This is a genomic window from Streptomyces sp. NPDC049585 (genome assembly GCF_040675615.1).
In the GTDB taxonomy this organism is placed as follows: domain Bacteria; phylum Actinomycetota; class Actinomycetes; order Streptomycetales; family Streptomycetaceae; genus Streptomyces; species Streptomyces luteosporeus.
In genome coordinates, this window is the sequence record NZ_JBFAPE010000016.1 from 1 (window position 1) to 17018 (window position 17018).

Consider the following 17018-nt stretch of genomic DNA (forward strand, 5'->3'; position numbering starts at 1 on the left):
AAGGACGAGGTCGACCGCATGCGCCAGGAGGCCGAGCAGTACGCGGAGGAGGACCACCGCCGCCGCGAGGCCGCCGAGACCCGCAACCAGGGCGAACAGCTCGTCTACCAGACGGAGAAGTTCCTGGGGGACAACCAGGACAAGGTCCCGGCGGACGTGAGGAGTGAGGTCGAGGCGGCCGTCGGCGAGTTGAGGGAGAAGCTGAAGACGGACGACACCGGCGGCATCCGGGCCTCGATCGAGAAGGTCGCCGCGGTCAGCCAGAAGCTCGGCCAGGCCATGTACGCGAACGCCCCGGGCGCGCAGGCCGGTTCCGCCGGCGACGGCCCGCAGGCCAAGGCCGAGGGGGACGACGTCGTCGACGCCGAGATCGTCGACGACGACAAGGGGCACGCCGGGCCGGCCTGACCCGGCCCGGCGTCACGCCAGGGGCCGCTCGGCGGTCACCGTGTAGTAGTCCAGGAGGCCGTCCCGGTAGGCGCGCAGGAAGTTGCGGGGCCAGGTGCCGGGGCGCCACATGGTCGACAGCCAGCGGTCCCAGCCGGGCCACACCGATGCGCCGATGGAGGTGACGCGGATCCCGGTCAGGCCGGCCTTCTCCAGGCTGCCGGTCAGTTCGGGGATGCTGTGGGCGACGTCCAGGCCGTCGGCGAACGTCTGCAGCAGGCGGGCCAGCTGCCCGGGCCGGTCCGGATGGTCGTCGGGGACGAAGAAGCTGGTGACCGCGGCCCGGCCGCCGGGCGTGAGGACCCGGGCGGCCTGGCGGGCGAACGCGCCGAGGTCGCGGAAGTGCTGGGCGGCCTCGACGGTGTACACGCGGTCGAAGGCGGCATCGGGGAACGGCATGTCCTCGGCCGCCCCCTGTGCGAAGCCCAGCCGCCTCGGGCGGTGGGCGTCGGCCAGGAGGGCGGCCTGGGCCCGGCGGGCGCGCTCGAGTTGCCGCGGGTGGATGTCCATGCCGGTGACATGCGCGAAGCCGTACTCGGCGAGCGCCATCGCGCACCCCGTGCCCAGCCCGCAGCCGACCTCCAGGGCGCGCAGCCCGGTGGTGGGCGCCAGGGTGCCGAGAACGTGCCGGTACAGGGCCTGCTGGCTGCGGATCCGGTCGTCCTCCGTGGGCTCGCCGTCGAGGTCGATGTCCTGCCAGTGGCCGAAGTTGATGAACCCGCCGCCGAACAGGGGCGTGCCGCCGAGGTCGCCCGGGCCGTACGCCTCCTCGACCGCCGCGTGCATCGTCTGCGGCTCGGGCCGCAGCCCCGGATCCTGCGCCATCCGTGCCACCTCCGTGGTCGGGGGCGGACCGCCGGTCGGCGGCCCGCCCCTCAAGCCGTACCCACGGCGGCGGGGGTTCAGTGGCGGTTGTCCACCACGGCGCGCAGCTTGCCGGTGCTGGCGGTGCGGACGAAGCCGGCGAGGTCCGCCTGCTCGACCGCCAGGTCGAGCAGGCGGTCGTCGACAGCCGAGCGCAGTTCCTCGTAGCCGGCCAGGAAGGCGGCGCGCAGGGCGTCCGGGCCGGTGCTGGCGGAGTGCTCGACGCGTACGGTCAGGTGCTCGCGGGCGTCGCAGCGGCTGAGGATCAGCTGGAGTTCGCCGCTGTAGCCGCAGTCGGCCCCGGCTATCGCGAGGAAGCGGCGGTAGTTGAGGAAGTAGGAGGCCACGCGCATCACGTCGCCGCCGCGGCCGAGGAGTTCGAAGCGCGGGGAGCGGTTGCCGCAGGGGCAGGGGCCGGGTACGGCCCGGCCGAGGTCGCCGATGACGTAGCGGTCGAGCTTCTGGCCGCGGCGCGCGTGGGTGGTGAAGACGAGACGGCCGGTGTCGCCGGGTTCGACCGGGCGGTCGGAGTCGGTGTCGAGGATCTCCAGGGTGTGCAGGTCGGCGTGCAGGTGGTGGACGCCGCCGGTGCTCTCGGTGCACTGGTAGCCGAGCGGGCCGAGGTCGGTGCTGCCGTAGGTGATGGAGCGGACGACCTCGATGCCGAAGTCCTCGGTGAGGGTGCGGCGCTGTTCGGCGGTGAAGTGCTCGCCACCGTAGAAGATCTTGCGGATGCCGCCGTAGGAGCGCAGCAGGTCCGCCTGGTCGTGCAGGAGCTGCCAGAGGTAGGAGGGCATGCCGAAGAGGGTGTCGGCCCGGTGGGCGACGAGCGTCTCCGCCGTGACGCGGTGGTCGGCTCCGGCGGCCATGGGCAGCTGGACGCCGCCCAGGCGTTCGAGGATGGAGAAGAAGCTGATGAAGCCGCCGTACATGCCGCCGCAGTAGAAGAGGTTGGCGGTGCGGTCGCGGGCCGGGTCGTAGCCGGCGGCGATCAGGCCGCGGGCGGCGGCGTGCATCTGCGTGTCGTAGTCGTCGTAGGTGAACAGCGACAGGGCGGGCTTGCCGGTGGTGCCGCCGCTGCGGAAGTACAGTTCGGCGTCCTGCGCCGCGACGGCGTCGTTGAGCACCTGCACGGCGGCCTTGTCGAGCAGCGGGCCGGCGGGCGCCGGGACGTCGGGGGTGCGCACGAGGTCGTCGAGGCAGGCGGTGGTGGCGAAGCGCTCGTCGGCCTGGACGGCGACGCGGCGACTGTAGCGCTGCAGGGCGTAGACGCCGTCGTGCGGTTCGCCGGCGTAGCTAGCGAGCATGGCGCCGACGGGGGTGACGCGCGTGGCGCCGGCGGCGAGCGCGAGGCGGGAGAGCTCGGCGACGTCGGCGCGGCTGCCGCCGATGCCGGCGGTCTGCAGGTAGCGGCGCATGGGGCGCAGGGTGCGCAGCAGGTCCGTGCGGGGCAGGGGCTTGACCCAGACGCTGCGGTGCAGCGGGGAGGCGGTCAGGGCCGGGCGGGTGTCGGCCATGACGCGCCAGGAGCCGTCGGGGGCGGCGAGGACGCGGGTCAGGCCGAGGTGTTCCTCCAGGCGGGCGATGAGCTCGGTGGTGGTGAGCTCGGCCTCCTCCCCCGGGCTCAGCGGCTGCTGCTCGGCGGCCGGCTGGGCGGCGAGGACCTGCGCCAGGTGTTCGGCGAAGGCGAAGACGTCCTTGTCGTCGTCGGTGTCGAGGTAGACGACCTGGGGGCTGGAGCACGCCTGCTGCTCCAGCAGGCACACGTCGCCGGCGAGGGCGGCGACGGTGGCGCCGTCCTGCCAGGCGTCGCGGGTGAGGTAGGCGAAGGAGATCTTGTGTCCCCATTCCACCAGCCGGCATCCGGGCGGTACGTGGGCGGCGACGCCCTCGACGGCCGCTTCGCCGCCCCAGACCGCGACGGCGTCGGCGGGCGCGCACATCTGCTGCAGCCAGTCCTGGCGGGAGGAGGAGAAACGCAGCACGATGACGCGTTCGGCGAGGGCGCCGCTCGGATCGAGCGCGGCGAGTTCGGCGAGCAGGTGCTGGGCCAGGAGGGTGTCGGCGCTGCTGGTCTTGAGGACGTTGACGTTGCCGGCGAGGAGGCCCTCGACGATGCTCAGCGGGGCGACGGTGGCGGCGTTGCCGGGGGCGATGTGGGCGATGAGGCCGACGGGCGCCCACGCCTCGTAGACGGTCTCCTTGGCGTCGGGGCGGGTCAGCCGCTGGGGGGCGCCGTCGCCCAGTTCGCGGCGGAGCTTGCGGGTGAGCTGCGGGCGGGCGAGGAAGGCGGCCAGCTCGGTCAGGACGGCGTCCGCCTCGTCCTCGGGCAGGTGCGGGATCAGGCGGGTACGGACGGGGTGGCCGGGCTCGGCCAGGGCGGTGGCGAGGGCGTCGCAGGCGGCGAGGACGGTCCCGGTCTCCAGCGGCGTCGCCAGGGCCGCCTCGACGGCTGCCGGCAGGGCGGCCAGGCGGCGGGCGGCCTCCTCGTCGTCGACGAAGGTGCCCTGCCAGTAGTGGTGCTTGATGGTCTCGGTGGTCACGACAGGCCCTTCATGAGTTCGGCGGCGGCCACCGCACAGCTTCGGTTGCGGCTCACTCCGGCGCGGCCGCGGTGGATGAACCAGGGGGTGTCGAGCTCGCAGGGGCAGGCGTCGCCCGGGTGCAGCTCGGCCAGGTCGCCCATGACGACGCTCTGTGCCGGTACGGAGGTGATGTACGGCGAGACGAGGTGCAGGTAGCCCACCTCGCCGTAGGGCAGCGGTTCGAGGGTGCGGGTCGAGCGGATGAACACCCGGGACCAGACGGGGGCGTGCAGGCGGTGCTGCTCGCACTCGATGTAGGGGATGCAGTGCTCGACGGAGCCGAAGGTGTCGCGGATGCGCTCGGAAGGGATGCCGAGCTGTTCGGTGACGCGGGCGTAGAAGGTGTCCTTGCCGATCTGCCGGTCGGCGTTGCCCTTCCAGCCGCCGCCCAGCATGACGAGGGAGCCCTCGGGCAACTGCAGCGGGGGCAGGCCCATGGCCTGCATGCGCTCCAGGGTGAACCACAGGAACGCCGGGAAGCCCAGGATCCGTACGGGGGCGTCGTCCTGCGCGAAGCGCTGGAGTGCGGCGATGCAGCCGAAGGGGTCGAACTCGTGGCCGCCTCCGGTGTGACGCAGGGCGTACTCGACCTGGCGGACCGGTGCGAAGTCGCACAGGTAGTTGTCGGTGAAGGACGTGCCGAGCTTGAGGTCGGGGGCCGGCTGGTAGCTGTAGAGCAGGTAGTTGACCTGCTGGTCGGGGGTGATCCAGCCGTTGCGCTCGAAGATGCGGGCCACCATGCGCTGGGCGGAGCGGATGGTCCAGTTGTCGAAGAACATCTGCGACTTCTGGCCGGTGGTGCCGGAGGAGGTCAGGTGCAGGTCGACGGCGTCGCGGTCGATGGAGAGCACTTCGTGCCGCTTGAAGAAGTTGGCGTGCACCAGGGGCGCGTGGAAGGGCTGCTCGGCGGCGGTCGCGGCGTACAGGCTGCGGAAGAACGGGGAGCGCTCGGCGTGCCAGGCGTTGCTCTCGGCCATGGCGGCGGCGAACAGCTCGTCCTCGGCGGGGCCGGTGGCGTAGGGGTCGGTCAGGTCGCACAGCTGCTGGACGGCGGCGAGGGCCGCGGGGTCGGGGACGGCGACCGGTGCGAGGTGGGGGTTGATCGGGTTCATGAGGCGACCTCGAGTGTGGGCAGGTAGGTGGCCGCCCAGGCCGAGAGGTAGGCGTCCAGGTAGGGCTGCAGGGCGGTGTCGACGACCACGCCGCGGAAGTCGATCTGTTCGGCGGTGCGGGTCATCACGACGTAGTCGTGGAAGCCGGCGCCGGTGGGGTCGGGGCGCATCGCCGGGTACAGGGCGCTGGGGATGAACCCCTGGGCGAGGAAGGCGGAGAGCGGGCCGTGCTCGGCGAGCGGCACGAGTGCCTCGACGTATCCGGTGCCGGCGCGGGTGAGGGTGCGGGTGATGGCCTCGAGGTACCCGGCGGCGGTGTCCGGGGAGGGGTGGGCCGCGATCAGCGCGCAGTAGCGGCCGGTGCGGTTGAGGTAGGCGTACACCTCGAAGCCGCCGTCGTCCGCGACGAGCAGGGCGTTGGGCGTGTGCAGGGGGTAGAACCAGCTGGTCGCGTCCGGGAAGCGCTCGTGGAAGCGGCGGCGGACGAAGGCGGGGGCCTCGACCATCTCCAGGCGTGCGGTGGAGCGGCCCTCGGGCGCCGGGGCGGGCGCGGTCGCGCGGGGCGCGGGGCCGTCGGTGCCCAGGGTGCGGTCGACGGTGCGCAGCAGCGGGGCGAGCGGGGCGGGGACCTCGGGCACGGGGAGGCGCCGGTCGAGCACGCCCGGGGAGTGACGCGCGTAGAGCGCGAGGCTCTCGCGGCTGCTGAGGTCGACGGCATTGGGCAGGACGCCCAGCGGCTTGAACCCATTGCGGGTGACGACCCGCTGCGGGCCGGCGCTGACGGTCCGTACGGTCGCGTACACCGAGTCCAGGCGGCCGGTCTCGAGCATCTGCCGGCACAGCTCGTCGGTCAGGGTGTGGGCGAGCCCGCCGGCCCGGTGGTCGGGGTGCACGGCCAGTCCTTCGAGACGGCCGATGCAGCTGCCTGGCTCGCCGTGGATGGCCGCCGAGCCGGCCAGGTGGCCGGTGCGCGCGCAGCGGGCCACCAGCCAAAGGGTGTGCGGGTCGGCGATGAGGCGGGACATCTCGGCGGGGTCGGTGCCCAGCGCGGTCGGGTAGTGCGGGCCGTAGACGGCGTAGTAGAGCTGGCGCAGATCGGCGATGTCGGCGGGGGCCGCACGGTCGATCGTGGTGGTCATCGCTCTCCTCCGGAGGCGGTGAGCTGAGGTTCGGGGGCTGCCGGGGCGGTGGGGCGCTCCTCGCGCAGGAGGGCGAGGGCGCAGGCGGCGGGGAGCAGTCCGGCCGCCTGGACCAGGCACAGGACGCGGGGCTCGACGTGGTCGCCGAGCAGGCCGAACAGCAGGGAGGCGACGGGGAACGTCGCGCCGAGGACGGCCTGCATGACGGCGAAGAAGCCGGGCTTGTCGGCCGGCGGGACCAGCCGCTGGAACAGGGCGACGAAGCGCACCCCGATCACGCCCACGCACCAGCCGGTCACCAGCAGGCAGCCCGCCATGACGGGGCGGCCCGGCACCAGGCCGGGGACGGCGAGGGCCAGGGCCATGAGGCCCATCAGGCATGCACCGGTGGTCGTGGGACGGCCGGGGACGCGGGCGCCGGTGAAGGAGCCGATGAGCGTGCCGGCGCCCAGGGAGGCCTCCAGCAGGGCCACGGTGCCGCCGCCGTCCTCCAGCACCGAGCGGGTGTAGAGGGGGATGATGACGAAGACGGCGGTGGTGAAGAGGTTGGCCGCGGTGAAGCAGAGCAGGATGCGGCGGACGAAGGGGAGCCTGCCGAGGATTTGGCGCAGCTTCGGCTGGTCGGGGGCGCCCGTCCCCTCGGCGGCGCCCGGGGCGGCCTGCGCGCGGAAGCGGACCGTCGTGATGAGCAGGGCCGCCGTCAGGTAGGCGGCGGCGCAGCCGGTGGCGAGGCCGGCCAGGCCGGCGCCGTCGACGATCAGCGCGCCGAGCAGGGCGCCGCCCAGGCTCGCCAGGGACTGGGTGGACAGCTCGAACCCGGTGGCCGCCTCGATGTCCGCGTCGTCGACGAGCTCGGGCACGGAGGTGGTCAGGCAGGGGTCGAAGAACGCCTGGCCGGTGGCCAGTGCCAGCGTCGCCGCGTACGCCGCGGCCAGCGGCAGGTCGGCGGCGTACGCCCAGCAGGCCAGGGCGGCGGCCGCGGTGCCGGCGCCGGCGGCGGCCGCGCGCAGCACCGAGCGGTGGGCATGGCGGGCGATCGTCCGGGCGACCACGGGTGCCAGGGCGACCGCGGGCAGGGTGCTGACGGCCATGAACAGCCCGGAGGCCAGGCCCCGGCCGCCGGAGACGGCGTAGGCGACGAGCCACCAGGAGACGCCGACCTGGAACATGCGCACCGCGGCCTGGGTGAGCACCTGGGCGGCCCAGACGGTGCCGAAGGCGCGGTTGCGCAGGACGAGGGGCGTACGGGACGTCCCGCGCCCCGCGTCCGTGACGGGGGCGGTCATGCGGTCGGCCTCTCGTCGATGACCCGGACGAGCTTGCCCGAGCGCGGGTTGACGGTCAGGTCGCCGTGGCGCACCCATTCGACGGTGACCGGGTGCACATGGCCGGCCCGGACGCTGTCGGGGTACAGCGGGCGCACCTCGTCCAGGTGCGTGACGATCGACTTGGCCAGGACCTCCAGGCCGGCCTCGTCGGCGTCGCCGGGGGCGGTCGCCAGGCGCAGCACGAGCCCGTCCCGGCCGTCCCAGCGGCGTACGACGAGCTGGGTGCCGGTGACGCGGCCGGTGGTGTCGGCCTCGGCGACGGCGGCGAAGGTGTCCTCGGAGTACAGGGAGACGGGACCGACGCGCACGCCTTCCTCGGCCCGGCCGAGGATGCGGAAGGTGCCGGCCTCGGGGTCGGCCCATGCGGCGCGGTCACCGGCGGGGTAGCGGATGACGGGCATGAGGCGGCGGTAGAGCTGGGTGACGACGACGCGGCCGGGGCGGTCGGCCTCGCGGATGGGCTCGCCGGTCGTCTCGTCGAGGATCTCGACGACGGTGTGCGGGGTGAACGCGCGGTGCAGACGGGGGTCGGCACCGGGCACGGGGCGGCCCAGGAGCCCGGCGTCGACGCTGGCGTAACCGAGGGAGCGCGCCTCGGCGTTGGGGAACGCGGCGCGCAACAGCCTGCGCTGGTCGTCGAAGAGCGCCTCGCCACCGAAGAAGAGCAGCTCGACGCCGGGCAGGGTGCGGCCGGTGGCGACGATGTGCTCGGCCAGGCGGCACAGGGTCGTGGGGGTGCCGGCGACGACGTGGGCCGCGAAGTCCTCAAGGGTGGGGACGGTGGTCTCGAGGGGGGCGGCGCCGCCGATGGGCAGGCGGACGTTGTCGACGGGGGCCTGGGCGAGGGAGTCCAGGATGAACAGGAAGCTGGCGTAGAGCTCGCCGGCGTAGAACAGGTCGGCCACCCGGTGGCCGGGGCGCAGGCCGGCGTCGACGAGGCCCTGGCCGAAGGCGGCGGTGAACTCGCGCCACTCCTCGCGGGTGTAGCAGGAGAACTTGGGGGCGCCGGTGGTGCCGCCGGTCTTGTAGACGACCGCTTCCGACAGCGGGGCGGTCAGGACCCGGTTGTCGTGGAGCGTGTTGGCCGCCCAGAAGGCGCCCTGGTCGACGACGGGCAGATCCGTGAGCCGATCGATGCCGGGCAGCAGGTCGGCGTAGAGCGCCGAATAAAAGGGAGAGTTATGGCGGGCATAACTGATGAGGTCCGATAGTTGAAGGACGGACATATGGCCTTTGCCTAGGTCATGCGGGCAGGTGAAGGTTCTTTTGGTGTTGCGACACAGCAATGCGTGGCGAGTTCTGGCCAGTTGAGCCCGCCACGTGACTGTTGAAGGGTGTTCCGTGAGGTGCGTGGAGTGCATCCTCAACGTTGCGCCGCGGCTACGATTTTGGATCTGACGCGCGGTCACGCCGGAACGCCTTAGAAGATATCGCACACAGACCATCCCTCTGACCACATGTCAGGTTGAGATGGCCGGAAACCTTGCTTTCTGCCGTTAAAGATGCGCAGGGAGAGCCGTTATCGCCCAAGGCCCGCGTCGCGTGCCAGGAGGGCGGCCTGCACCCGGTTGTCGCATTCCAGCTTGGCGAGGATGCGACTGACGTACGTCTTCACCGTGGCCTCGCTCATGTGCAGCCGGCGGCCGGCGTCGGCGTTGGACAGGCCCTCGCCGAGCAGCGCGAGCACCTCCAGCTCGCGCTCGCCGAGGACGGCCACGCGTCTGCGGGCTTCCGCGGCGCGGGTGTCGGCGGCGCCGGCCTGCCCGGTGGCGAGGGAGTCGACGACGTGCCGGGTGGCGGCCGGGGAGAGGTAGGCGTCGCCCGCGGCGGCCGCCCGCACGGCACCGATGAGCTCGCCGGGCGCCGAGTCCTTCAGCAGGAAGCCGGCGCCGCCCTGCCGCAGCGCCCGCAGCACGTTGTCCCGTTCGCCGAAGGTGGTCAGGATCAGCACCCGGACACCGGGGGCGCTGCGGCCGAGCTCGGCCAGGGCGGCCAGCCCGTCCAGCCGCGGCATCTGGATGTCGAGGAGCGCCACGTCCACGCGGTGGCACCGGGCCTGCTCGACGGCCTCGCGTCCGTCCGCCGCCCCCGCCACGACCTCGATGTCGTCGGCCGAGGTGAGGATCATCCGGATTCCGGCCCGGATGAGCGGCTCGTCGTCGGCGATGAGGACGCGGATCAACTGGTTCAACTCCTGGGGCCGGGCGCGGGGCTGCTGCTCGCTGGCGCTTGCCAGCTCTCGCTAGCTCTTTACGTGGAACTCGCGCTTCTCGGACAGCTTTCCGTCCGTGAAGCAGAACCGGTACACGGTATCGGTGTCCAGGCCGTGCGAGGTGTCGGTGGACAGCAGCACCAGGCAGCCGGCCCCCGCCGGCTCGGGCGGTATCTTGCCGCGGACGTCGGAGGTGATGATCGACCTGCCGGAGGGCAGCTTCTGCCGCACCTGCTGCTCGGAGTCCCCGATGCGGACGGACTCGTAGACGCTGGGCTCGATCATTCCCTTGTCGAGCTCATCCATGAGCTGGACGACCCCGAAGAGGGCCAGGAACCCCAGCCCCAGCACGATCAGCAGGCCCACCACGCATCCGACCGCCCAGCCGTTGCGCTTCCTGGTGCCCATGATGTCCTTGAACTCCTCGCGGGGGTCGAGTGGGTCGATGACCGCTCCACCCTCGCCCGGAGCCCAGGGCCCGGTCTGCCCTCGAAAGTCGTCCGTCGTATCGACGATCGTCGTCTCCCCCAGGGCCACCCGCCGGTCGGCACCGGCCTCCCTGCCCTCCGTGGAGTCGTACGGGATCACGGCCGCAAGCCGGAAGCCGCCGCCCTCGGCGGGGCCGGTGAAGACCATCCCGCCGATCAGCCGGGCCCGCTCGCGCAATCCGGTCAGCCCCTGCCCGCCGCTCACCGGCTCCGGGTGGCCCTTGCCGGCCTCGGCGACCCGACGCCCCAGGGGCACCGTCCCGTTGGCGACCTCGACCAGCAGGGAGTCCGGCTCGTAGTGCAGCCCGATGGTGATCGGCGCCCCCGGCGCGTGCTTGGCGGCGTTGGTCAGGCCCTCCTGGACCACCCGGTAACCGGCGTGGTCGGCGGCGGGGGCCAGCGGCCGCTCCTCCCCCGTGCTCTCCAGGGACACCCGCATCCCGGCCGCCGTCGCGGCGTCGACCAGCGCGGGAATGCCGGTGACGCCGCGGGAGCCGGGGGGCTCGTCCTGCGGGGTGCCGTCCCGCAGGATGCCCACGACCTCCCGCAGCTCGTGCATCGCCGCCACCGAGGCCTGACGCAGCACGCCGACCGCCTCGCGCTGCTGCCCGGTCAGCGTCCGGTCCACCTCCAGGGCACCGGTCTGCACGGCGATGAGGGCCAGCTGGTGGCCGAGGCTGTCGTGCATGTCCTGAGCGATGCGCTGCCGCTCGCGCATTCTCGCCTGCCCGGCGATCATCTGGCGCTCGCGCAGCAGCTGGGCGTTGCGCTGCTGCAGCGTCTGCAGCAGCGTCCGGCGCTGGGTCCAGTAGCGGCTGGCCAGGCCGGGGACGACGGTGATCACCAGGAAGAACAGGGTGTTCAGCACCAGGATGAACATCGACGACTGGCGCCCCACCCATGCGGCCAGCCCCACGAACAGCACCAGGGAGGCGGCGAAGGCCAGCAGCGCCCGCAGCACCCCGGCGATCCGGCGCCCGGCGGACCAGCCGGCCACCGCGAGCACCAGCACCGCCCCGCTGTCGGCGAGCCCGGCCAGCACGGCCGCGGTGATCAGCACCGTCGCGGGCAGCACGCGCCGGACCAGCAGCAGCACCACGACACCGAGGGTCGCCGCGGCGGCCCTCGGCCAGTCATGGCCCTGCTCGAGCTCCGACCAGACGGTCAGCAGTGCCAGGACGACGGCCAGCGCACTCTCGCCGACGACCCGGCGCCGCGACCACTCCCGCCGGTCCGTCAGGCGCCGCCTCAGATCACGTGCCCACGATGTCGCATCCACCCCCGCACCTTAGGCAGACCCGCCCGCCCGGCACATTCACCGAAGGTCGCGATGTGGTCCGACGAAAGTAGATCCGGCGCACCCGGCAGGCGCGGGCCCCGCCTCACATCCTGGGATGCGCGGCCACATGGGTGACCTCTTCGATGTCGTGCCCGGCCTTCTGCAGCAGCTCCCGCGACAGTTCGTTCAGCGCCCGGGCCGCGGCGACCTCCTCGCCGACCCGCTCCTGCTCGGGGTCGTCCGGGTGCCGGGTGGCATGGGCCCGCGCCCTGAGCTCCGTACCGTCCGGGAGCCTGAGCAGCACCGCCGCGTGGGTCCGCTTGTCGATCTCCTCGAACTCCACCTCGACGTGCCAGCCAACGATCGTCTTCATGAGTGCACCTCCTCCGGCAGTACCTCTCCAGCGTGCACCCGTGGGGCGGAATGCGACACCGGTGGCGCCCGGGGCTGTGGCATGCTGCTGGACCATGACCGACGGCACCGGCGCCACGACAGACGCCTCCCAGGCCCTGTGGTCCACCGTCCGCACATCCGTCGCCTGGCTGGACGCGGCCAACGGCACCGGCGAGCACGAGAGAGCCATGCGGCTGATGAAGCTGGCCGAGGAGGCCGGCGAGGTGATGGCCGCCTACATCGGCACGACCGGCCAGAACCCGCGCAAGGGCGTCACCCACACCCGCGAGGACGTGGCCGCCGAGCTGTGCGACGTCATCATCACCGCCGCCACGGCCCTGCACGGTTTCAGTGACGACCCGGCGGCGACCCTGGAGCGCCACGCCCGCCGCGTCGCCGCACGCATCGACGCGGCACGGGGCGACGCGGCACGCATCGACGCGCCCGGCACCGGCTGATAGCTGCTTCTGCGGGTACGTCGTGGCTTGTCGCGCAATTCCCCGCGCCCCTGCGGGGGCGCGGGAGACACCTTAGGCGGCCGCCGTGCCGAATTCGCGGATCGCGCCGTCGACGATCGCCTGCAGCCGCGCGTGGTGCGCGCCGCGCCAGTAGACCCGTCCGCAGGCGACGCACTGGGCGAAGACGTCGTAGGTGCGGCGCGTCCCGTGTTCGAGGTGCTCGCGCACCGCGTCCTTGTCGGCGTCCTGCAGCGGACCGTTGCAGGCCATGCAGCGCGTCCAGGGCGCCAGCGGCGGGCCGAAGCGGCTCAGGACGTCCTTGAGCTGGTCGTCGGGCCGGTCGCTGTAGACGTAGCCGCCCGCCCAGATCTCGCGCCGGCGCAGCAGGCCGCGGTCCCGCGAGAGCAGCACGCGCTGCTCCGCGGCGGACAGCGCCGCAAGGGCCGGGTCGCCGATGTCCTCGCTCTCGTACGCCGCGTCGACGCCCAGCAGCCGCAACCGCCGCGCGAGCGTGCCCAGGTGGACGTCCAGCAGGAAGCGCAGCGGCGCGCCAGGCACCTCCTGGGGCCGCTCGACCGCTTCCACTTCCACGTGTTCGTCGGCCGCCGGCACGTGGGAGACCGGGACCGGGCGGCCGTCGACGAGCAGCCGGCCGACCTCGGTGAGCGGGACGCCCAGGGACTCCACGACGTGTCCCAGGGTGGAGACGCCGTCGGTGACGAAGGGCGCCCGGGGCCGGCGTCGCTCGGCGGCGACGAAGAGCTGCAGGCCGGGGGCGAAAGTCAGGTGGATCTGCGGACCGTTCACGTCCCACAGCATGCCACCCGCACCATCGCGAGCGCCCCCGGGTTCTGCGCGGGCCGCTTGCTGCCGTGACGGCCCGGCTCCCTCGCCCGCGGCGTCGAGGGGGCCGGGCCCGCGGGGTCAGGGCAGCTGGGCGCCGACCGCCTGGAGGGCGGCGGGGACGGGCTGGAAGAACGTCTCGCCGCCGGAGGAGCAGTCGCCGCTGCCGCCGGAGGTCAGGCCGAGCGCGGTCTCGCCGTCGAACAGGGCACCGCCGCTGTCGCCGGGCTCGGCGCACACGGTCGTGCCGATCAGCCCGTCGACCTGGCCTTCTTCGTAGTTGACGGTGACGTCGAGGCCGGTGACCTGGCCGTCGTGGACCTGCGTGGTGCTGCCGCTGCGCCGGACCTGCTCGCCGACCGTGGCCTCGCCGGCACTGCTGATGGACTGGCTGCCGCCGTCGTAGAGGTCGACCGCGCTCGGGTGGGACTCGCTGCCGGAGGTGTAGCGCACGAGGGCGTAGTCGTGGCCGGGGAAGGACGAGGTCTCGGTCGAGCCGACCACGGACCCTCCGTAGGAAGGCGACCAGGAGGCCGAGGCGTTGCCGCAGTGCCCGGCCGTCAGGAAGTACGGCTCGCCGGACTTGGTGACGTTGAAGCCGAGGGAGCAGCGCACGCCGCTGCCCCATATCGCGTCGCCGCCCGCGAGGAGGGGCCGGATCTTCCCGGTCGTGTGCCGGAGGGTCGCGCGGTCGCCGAGGTCGGCCACGGCCTTCTGCACGCGCGCCAGCCGGTCGCCGGTGACGGTGCTGTCGACGGTGACGACGACCTTGTTGCTCCTGGGGTCGGCGGACCAGGCGGTGCCGGGAACGGCGGCCCGGTGGTTCAGGAGCACTCTGGCGGCGGCGAGTTCGGCGGCGGAGTGCGTGACCGTGCGCGGCTGTGCCCCGGCGGCCCTGACCTGCTGCGCGGTGGTGGCGTCGAGGACGTTGACGACGAGGGTGCGGGTCCGGGCGTCGTAGTACGAACCGGCGGTGCCGGCGGCGAGTTCGGTGCCGAGGCGCTGGGCGAGCCCGGTCGCGCGGGCGGCGGTCAGCGCCTGCGGGCCGGGCGCGGCCGCCCGGGCCTGCTGGAGGGTGAGGGATGCCGTGGCCAGGGCCACGGTGGCGGCGACCGCGAGGGTCGTGCGCCGGGCGGGTATGCGTGAGGGAGTCAACTCGTCGACCTCCTGTGAGGGGGGTGTGCCCGGCGGGAGGCGCCGGGCCCGGAGGATCCGGCCGGCATGACGGCAACCGCACGTCGCGTTCATGCCAAGCGAGTCGCGAACGAGTGTCCGCCCGGGCACGGACGGTCCACAAGAAGACATCCGGCCGCACAGGTTCGCCCAGAAGCGCACACCGGCCTCCCCCAACAGCGGGCGACTACCGGACGTCCGCCCGGGCGACTGTCCGGTAATCGCCCCCGCTCCCCCAACGTCTCAGGAGCAGCTGCTTCCACCACCACAGCTCGAACAGCTGCTGGACGAGGAGCAGGACGACGAACAGCTCGAACCACCGGAGTCCGAGGAGCTCCCGGAGTCCGAGGAGCTCCCCGAGTCCGAGGAACTCCCCGAGTCGCCGCTGCTGCAGAAGATGCCTCCGTCGCACGAGGCACCCACCACGGCCACCGACGACGAGGAAGACGTAGAAGAGGAGGACGAAGAGGAAGAGGACGACCAGGAGCTGCCCGAGCGGCGGCGGCTCCTGCGTCGCTCCGCCGCCTGCTCGAACGCCTTGCGCAGTTCCGTGCCGGCCAGCACGCCCGTACCGTGCACGGCGACGATCCCCGCCTCTCCGGCCGGGTGGGTCTCCGCGTTCTTCCTGCTCCAGGGGTCGTCGTTCCCGATGCTGCGGGCCAGGGCCGCGCCCGCGTCCGTGTACGGGATCCCGGCGGGCGGCCGGCAGTGGTGCCGGACCACCAGGGCCGGCACGGTCGACAGCAGCGGCACGAGCGCCCAGGCCCACAGGTCGCCCTGGACGAGGACGGCAAGGGCGAGCGCCGCACCGGCGATCAGCCCTGCGAGCTGCACCGTGACGGCCCGGGGCCACCGGCGCCGCAGCTGCGGGGTCAGCAGGAGCCCCAGTTTGACCAGGGTGGTGTCGAGGGGGGCCATGGCGTCGTCCTGGCGCAGTTTCGTGCGCAGGGTGCGCAGGGTGTTGCTCCAGTCGGAGCCGCAGTGTTTGAGCAGGGCCCGTTCCACGGCGTCGTGCGCGACGGGCTCGACCACCTGGACCCGGCCGCCGCTGAGGGTGAGGCGCCCGTCGGCGTGCATGGCGGTCACGGCGGTGTCCGCGACGCGGCCGGCGCCGCCCCTCAGGTAGGCGACGACGGTCAGGTCCAGCTCCTCGGGCCGGAGCGACCACGACGAGCCCTGGGCCTGACGGCGCAGGATCATCAGCCGGGCGGTCGGTATGAGGATGCACAGCAGCGCGGCACACAGTGCCGCCACGACGACGAAGGTCATGGTGTCGGATGCCTTTCGATCGGCAGGTGATCGGCGCGTCAGTGCGCGGTGTACCGGCGGCGCAGGGCCGCGGCGAGGCGGCGCAGCGGCCCGCGGGCCGGCTGCGCGGGGGTGCGGTGCCCGTCGGCCCACGCGGCCAGCCGTCGTCGGCGCTCCGGATCGGGGACGGCGCCTCGCAGCAGCAGGTAGTGGGCGAAGTTCAGCGCATCCTTGCGGTAGCCGCCGGTCATGGGACGGTTGCGGGCGTAGGTGAGGAACAGGTCGCGGAAGTCGGCACCCAGGATTTCGGCTAGTTCGGGGGCCACCTTGCCGACGACGGAGACGCGTTTGGCCAGCAGGGCGCGGCGCTGGGCGGTCAGCCGCCGCTCGTCGAAGCCCTCGGGCGGCGGGCCGCCGGCGACGAGGGCGGACAGCAGGGCGTGCTGGGCGTGGGCGAGCCGCCGGCGGGCGGCCTCGGTGCCCGCCGTGTGCTCAGGCGCGGACACGGGCGTCCGCCACGACAGCGCGGACGGCGTCGAGTTCCGCGGCCAGTTCGGCCTCTTCGGGGAAGAGGTCGTCGCGTTCGAGGAGGACCCCGGGCGGCGCGATCCGGTCGCAGAGCTCGGCGAGCACGGCGAGGACGGGTTCGCCGACGGGGTGGGCGTGGCTGTCGTGCCACAGGCCGTCGCGCTCGAACCCGCCGGCCACGTGCACGTAGGCGATGGCCTCCAGGGGCAGGCCGTCGAGGACGGCGGCCGGGTCCTCGCCGCGGTTGACGTGGTTGGTGTGGAGGTTGGCGACGTCGACGAGGAGCCGTACGCCGGTGCGCTCGACGAGCTCGGTGAGGAACTGCGCCTCGGTGAGCTCCTCGCCGGGCCAGGCGAGGAACGCCGCGATGTTCTCCAGGGCGAGCGGTACGGGCAGGACGGCCTGGGCGGCGCGCACGTTGGCGCACAGGACGTCGAGGGCGTCGCGGGTGCGGGGCACGGGCAGCAGGTGCCCGGCCTCCATGAGGGGCCGGCCGCTGTGGCCGCCGCCGGCCCGGACGAAGGCGATGTGCTCGCTGACCAGGGGTGCCTGCAGCGCCTCGGCCAGCTCGGCGAGGGCGACGAGACGGCCGAGGTCGGGCCGCTCGGCGCCGCCGAGGCCGAGGCCGACGCCGTGCGGGACGACGGGCGTGCCGCGCTCGCGCAGGCGGCGCAGCTCCTCGGGCAGGTGGCCGGGGCAGAGGTTCTCCGCCACGACCTCGACCCAGTCCAGGCCGGGCAGCCGTTCGACGGCTCCGGCGATCTCCGGCCGCCAGCCGATGCCCGTTCCCAGGACGGCGTGCGATGCCGTCTTCCGTGCTGCGTCGCGTGTGCGTGTCGCGTTCTGTGTGGCGTTCATCGCCGTGGACCCCCCGTACGTTCCCCCGTGGCGCCCTGGGCACCGTGTTGCGAGGGTGATTCC

14 protein-coding genes and 1 pseudogene are annotated in these 17018 nt (G+C 73.3%); 2 read left to right on the forward strand and 13 right to left on the reverse strand.

The window, feature by feature from the left end; translation table 11 throughout:
* On the forward strand, positions 1-408 hold a 408-nt coding region (locus AB0K17_RS17900; protein ID WP_365983504.1), incomplete at its 5' end, for an Hsp70 family protein.
* 12 nt (positions 409-420) lie between these two features.
* Here AB0K17_RS17900 and AB0K17_RS17905 read toward each other — a convergent pair.
* The 9 genes from AB0K17_RS17905 to AB0K17_RS17945 all read right to left on the reverse strand — a co-directional run bounded on the left by AB0K17_RS17905 (position 421) and on the right by AB0K17_RS17945 (position 11827).
* Positions 421-1272: a methyltransferase domain-containing protein gene (locus AB0K17_RS17905; protein ID WP_365965741.1), complete on the reverse strand. Its 852-nt coding sequence runs from the start codon at positions 1270-1272 to the stop codon at positions 421-423.
* A gap of 77 nt (positions 1273-1349) precedes the next feature.
* Positions 1350-3854, reverse strand: a complete 2505-nt coding sequence (locus AB0K17_RS17910; protein WP_365983505.1) for an acyl-CoA reductase — start codon at positions 3852-3854, stop codon at positions 1350-1352.
* Positions 3851-5008 carry an acyl-protein synthase gene (locus tag AB0K17_RS17915; RefSeq protein WP_365983506.1) on the reverse strand — a complete coding sequence of 386 codons (1158 nt, stop codon included), beginning with the start codon at positions 5006-5008 and terminating at the stop codon, positions 3851-3853. The genes AB0K17_RS17910 and AB0K17_RS17915 overlap by 4 nt, the downstream gene beginning before the upstream one ends.
* Entirely contained in the window at positions 5005-6147 is a 1143-nt protein-coding gene (locus AB0K17_RS17920; protein ID WP_365983507.1) for a GNAT family N-acetyltransferase, read from the reverse strand. The genes AB0K17_RS17915 and AB0K17_RS17920 overlap by 4 nt, the downstream gene beginning before the upstream one ends.
* Complete coding sequence (locus AB0K17_RS17925) at positions 6144-7433, reverse strand: MFS transporter (protein WP_365983508.1); 1290 nt, start codon at positions 7431-7433, stop codon at positions 6144-6146. Before AB0K17_RS17925 ends, AB0K17_RS17920 begins: the two co-directional genes overlap by 4 nt.
* Entirely contained in the window at positions 7430-8701 is a 1272-nt protein-coding gene (locus tag AB0K17_RS17930) for a phenylacetate--CoA ligase family protein (RefSeq protein ID WP_365983509.1), read from the reverse strand. Before AB0K17_RS17930 ends, AB0K17_RS17925 begins: the two co-directional genes overlap by 4 nt.
* Positions 8702-8994: 293 nt before the next feature.
* Positions 8995-9657, reverse strand: a complete 663-nt coding sequence (locus tag AB0K17_RS17935) for a response regulator transcription factor (protein WP_365983510.1) — start codon at positions 9655-9657, stop codon at positions 8995-8997.
* A 60-nt stretch (positions 9658-9717) separates the two neighbouring features.
* Positions 9718-11454 carry a histidine kinase gene (locus tag AB0K17_RS17940; protein ID WP_365983511.1) on the reverse strand — a complete coding sequence of 579 codons (1737 nt, stop codon included), beginning with the start codon at positions 11452-11454 and terminating at the stop codon, positions 9718-9720.
* 103 nt (positions 11455-11557) lie between these two features.
* The gene (locus AB0K17_RS17945; protein ID WP_365965748.1) at positions 11558-11827 is read right to left on the reverse strand and encodes a DUF1876 domain-containing protein; all 270 of its coding nucleotides are present in this window, start codon (positions 11825-11827) and stop codon (positions 11558-11560) included.
* Between the two features lie 94 nt (positions 11828-11921).
* On the opposite strand from AB0K17_RS17945, the gene AB0K17_RS17950 reads away from it, so the two are divergent.
* Positions 11922-12305 (forward strand): MazG-like family protein, encoded by a 384-nt coding sequence (locus tag AB0K17_RS17950; RefSeq protein WP_365983512.1) that lies wholly within the window; start codon positions 11922-11924, stop codon positions 12303-12305.
* A gap of 72 nt (positions 12306-12377) precedes the next feature.
* Here the strand turns inward: AB0K17_RS17950 and AB0K17_RS17955 are convergent, their stop codons facing one another.
* The 4 genes and pseudogenes from AB0K17_RS17955 to AB0K17_RS17970 all read right to left on the reverse strand — a co-directional run bounded on the left by AB0K17_RS17955 (position 12378) and on the right by AB0K17_RS17970 (position 16955).
* A complete protein-coding gene (locus AB0K17_RS17955; protein WP_365983565.1) occupies positions 12378-13112 on the reverse strand; it encodes a Mut7-C RNAse domain-containing protein in 735 nt (244 codons plus the stop codon).
* A gap of 117 nt (positions 13113-13229) precedes the next feature.
* Positions 13230-14303, reverse strand: coding sequence for a S1 family peptidase (locus AB0K17_RS17960; protein WP_365983513.1), 1074 nt, complete (start codon positions 14301-14303; stop codon positions 13230-13232).
* 261 nt (positions 14304-14564) lie between these two features.
* Positions 14565-15590 carry a TIGR04222 domain-containing membrane protein gene (locus AB0K17_RS17965; RefSeq protein WP_365983514.1) on the reverse strand — a complete coding sequence of 342 codons (1026 nt, stop codon included), beginning with the start codon at positions 15588-15590 and terminating at the stop codon, positions 14565-14567.
* Positions 15591-15628: 38 nt separating this feature from the next.
* Positions 15629-16955 (reverse strand): annotated as a pseudogene (locus AB0K17_RS17970) (DUF692 domain-containing protein).
* Between the last annotated feature and the right edge of the window lie 63 nt (positions 16956-17018).

Bases quoted from the DNA above. Each gene is read 5' to 3' on its own strand.
- AB0K17_RS17945 (WP_365965748.1), bottom strand. From the start codon at position 11,827: ATGAAGACGATCGTTGGCTGGCACGTCGAGGTGGAGTTCGAGGAGATC.
- AB0K17_RS17950 (WP_365983512.1), top strand. From the start codon at position 11,922: ATGACCGACGGCACCGGCGCCACGACAGACGCCTCCCAGGCCCTGTGG.
- AB0K17_RS17965 (WP_365983514.1), bottom strand. From the start codon at position 15,590: ATGACCTTCGTCGTCGTGGCGGCACTGTGTGCCGCGCTGCTGTGCATC.
- AB0K17_RS17925 (WP_365983508.1), bottom strand. From the start codon at position 7,433: ATGACCGCCCCCGTCACGGACGCGGGGCGCGGGACGTCCCGTACGCCC.
- AB0K17_RS17905 (WP_365965741.1), bottom strand. From the start codon at position 1,272: ATGGCGCAGGATCCGGGGCTGCGGCCCGAGCCGCAGACGATGCACGCG.
- AB0K17_RS17930 (WP_365983509.1), bottom strand. From the start codon at position 8,701: ATGTCCGTCCTTCAACTATCGGACCTCATCAGTTATGCCCGCCATAAC.
- AB0K17_RS17920 (WP_365983507.1), bottom strand. From the start codon at position 6,147: ATGACCACCACGATCGACCGTGCGGCCCCCGCCGACATCGCCGATCTG.
- AB0K17_RS17915 (WP_365983506.1), bottom strand. From the start codon at position 5,008: ATGAACCCGATCAACCCCCACCTCGCACCGGTCGCCGTCCCCGACCCC.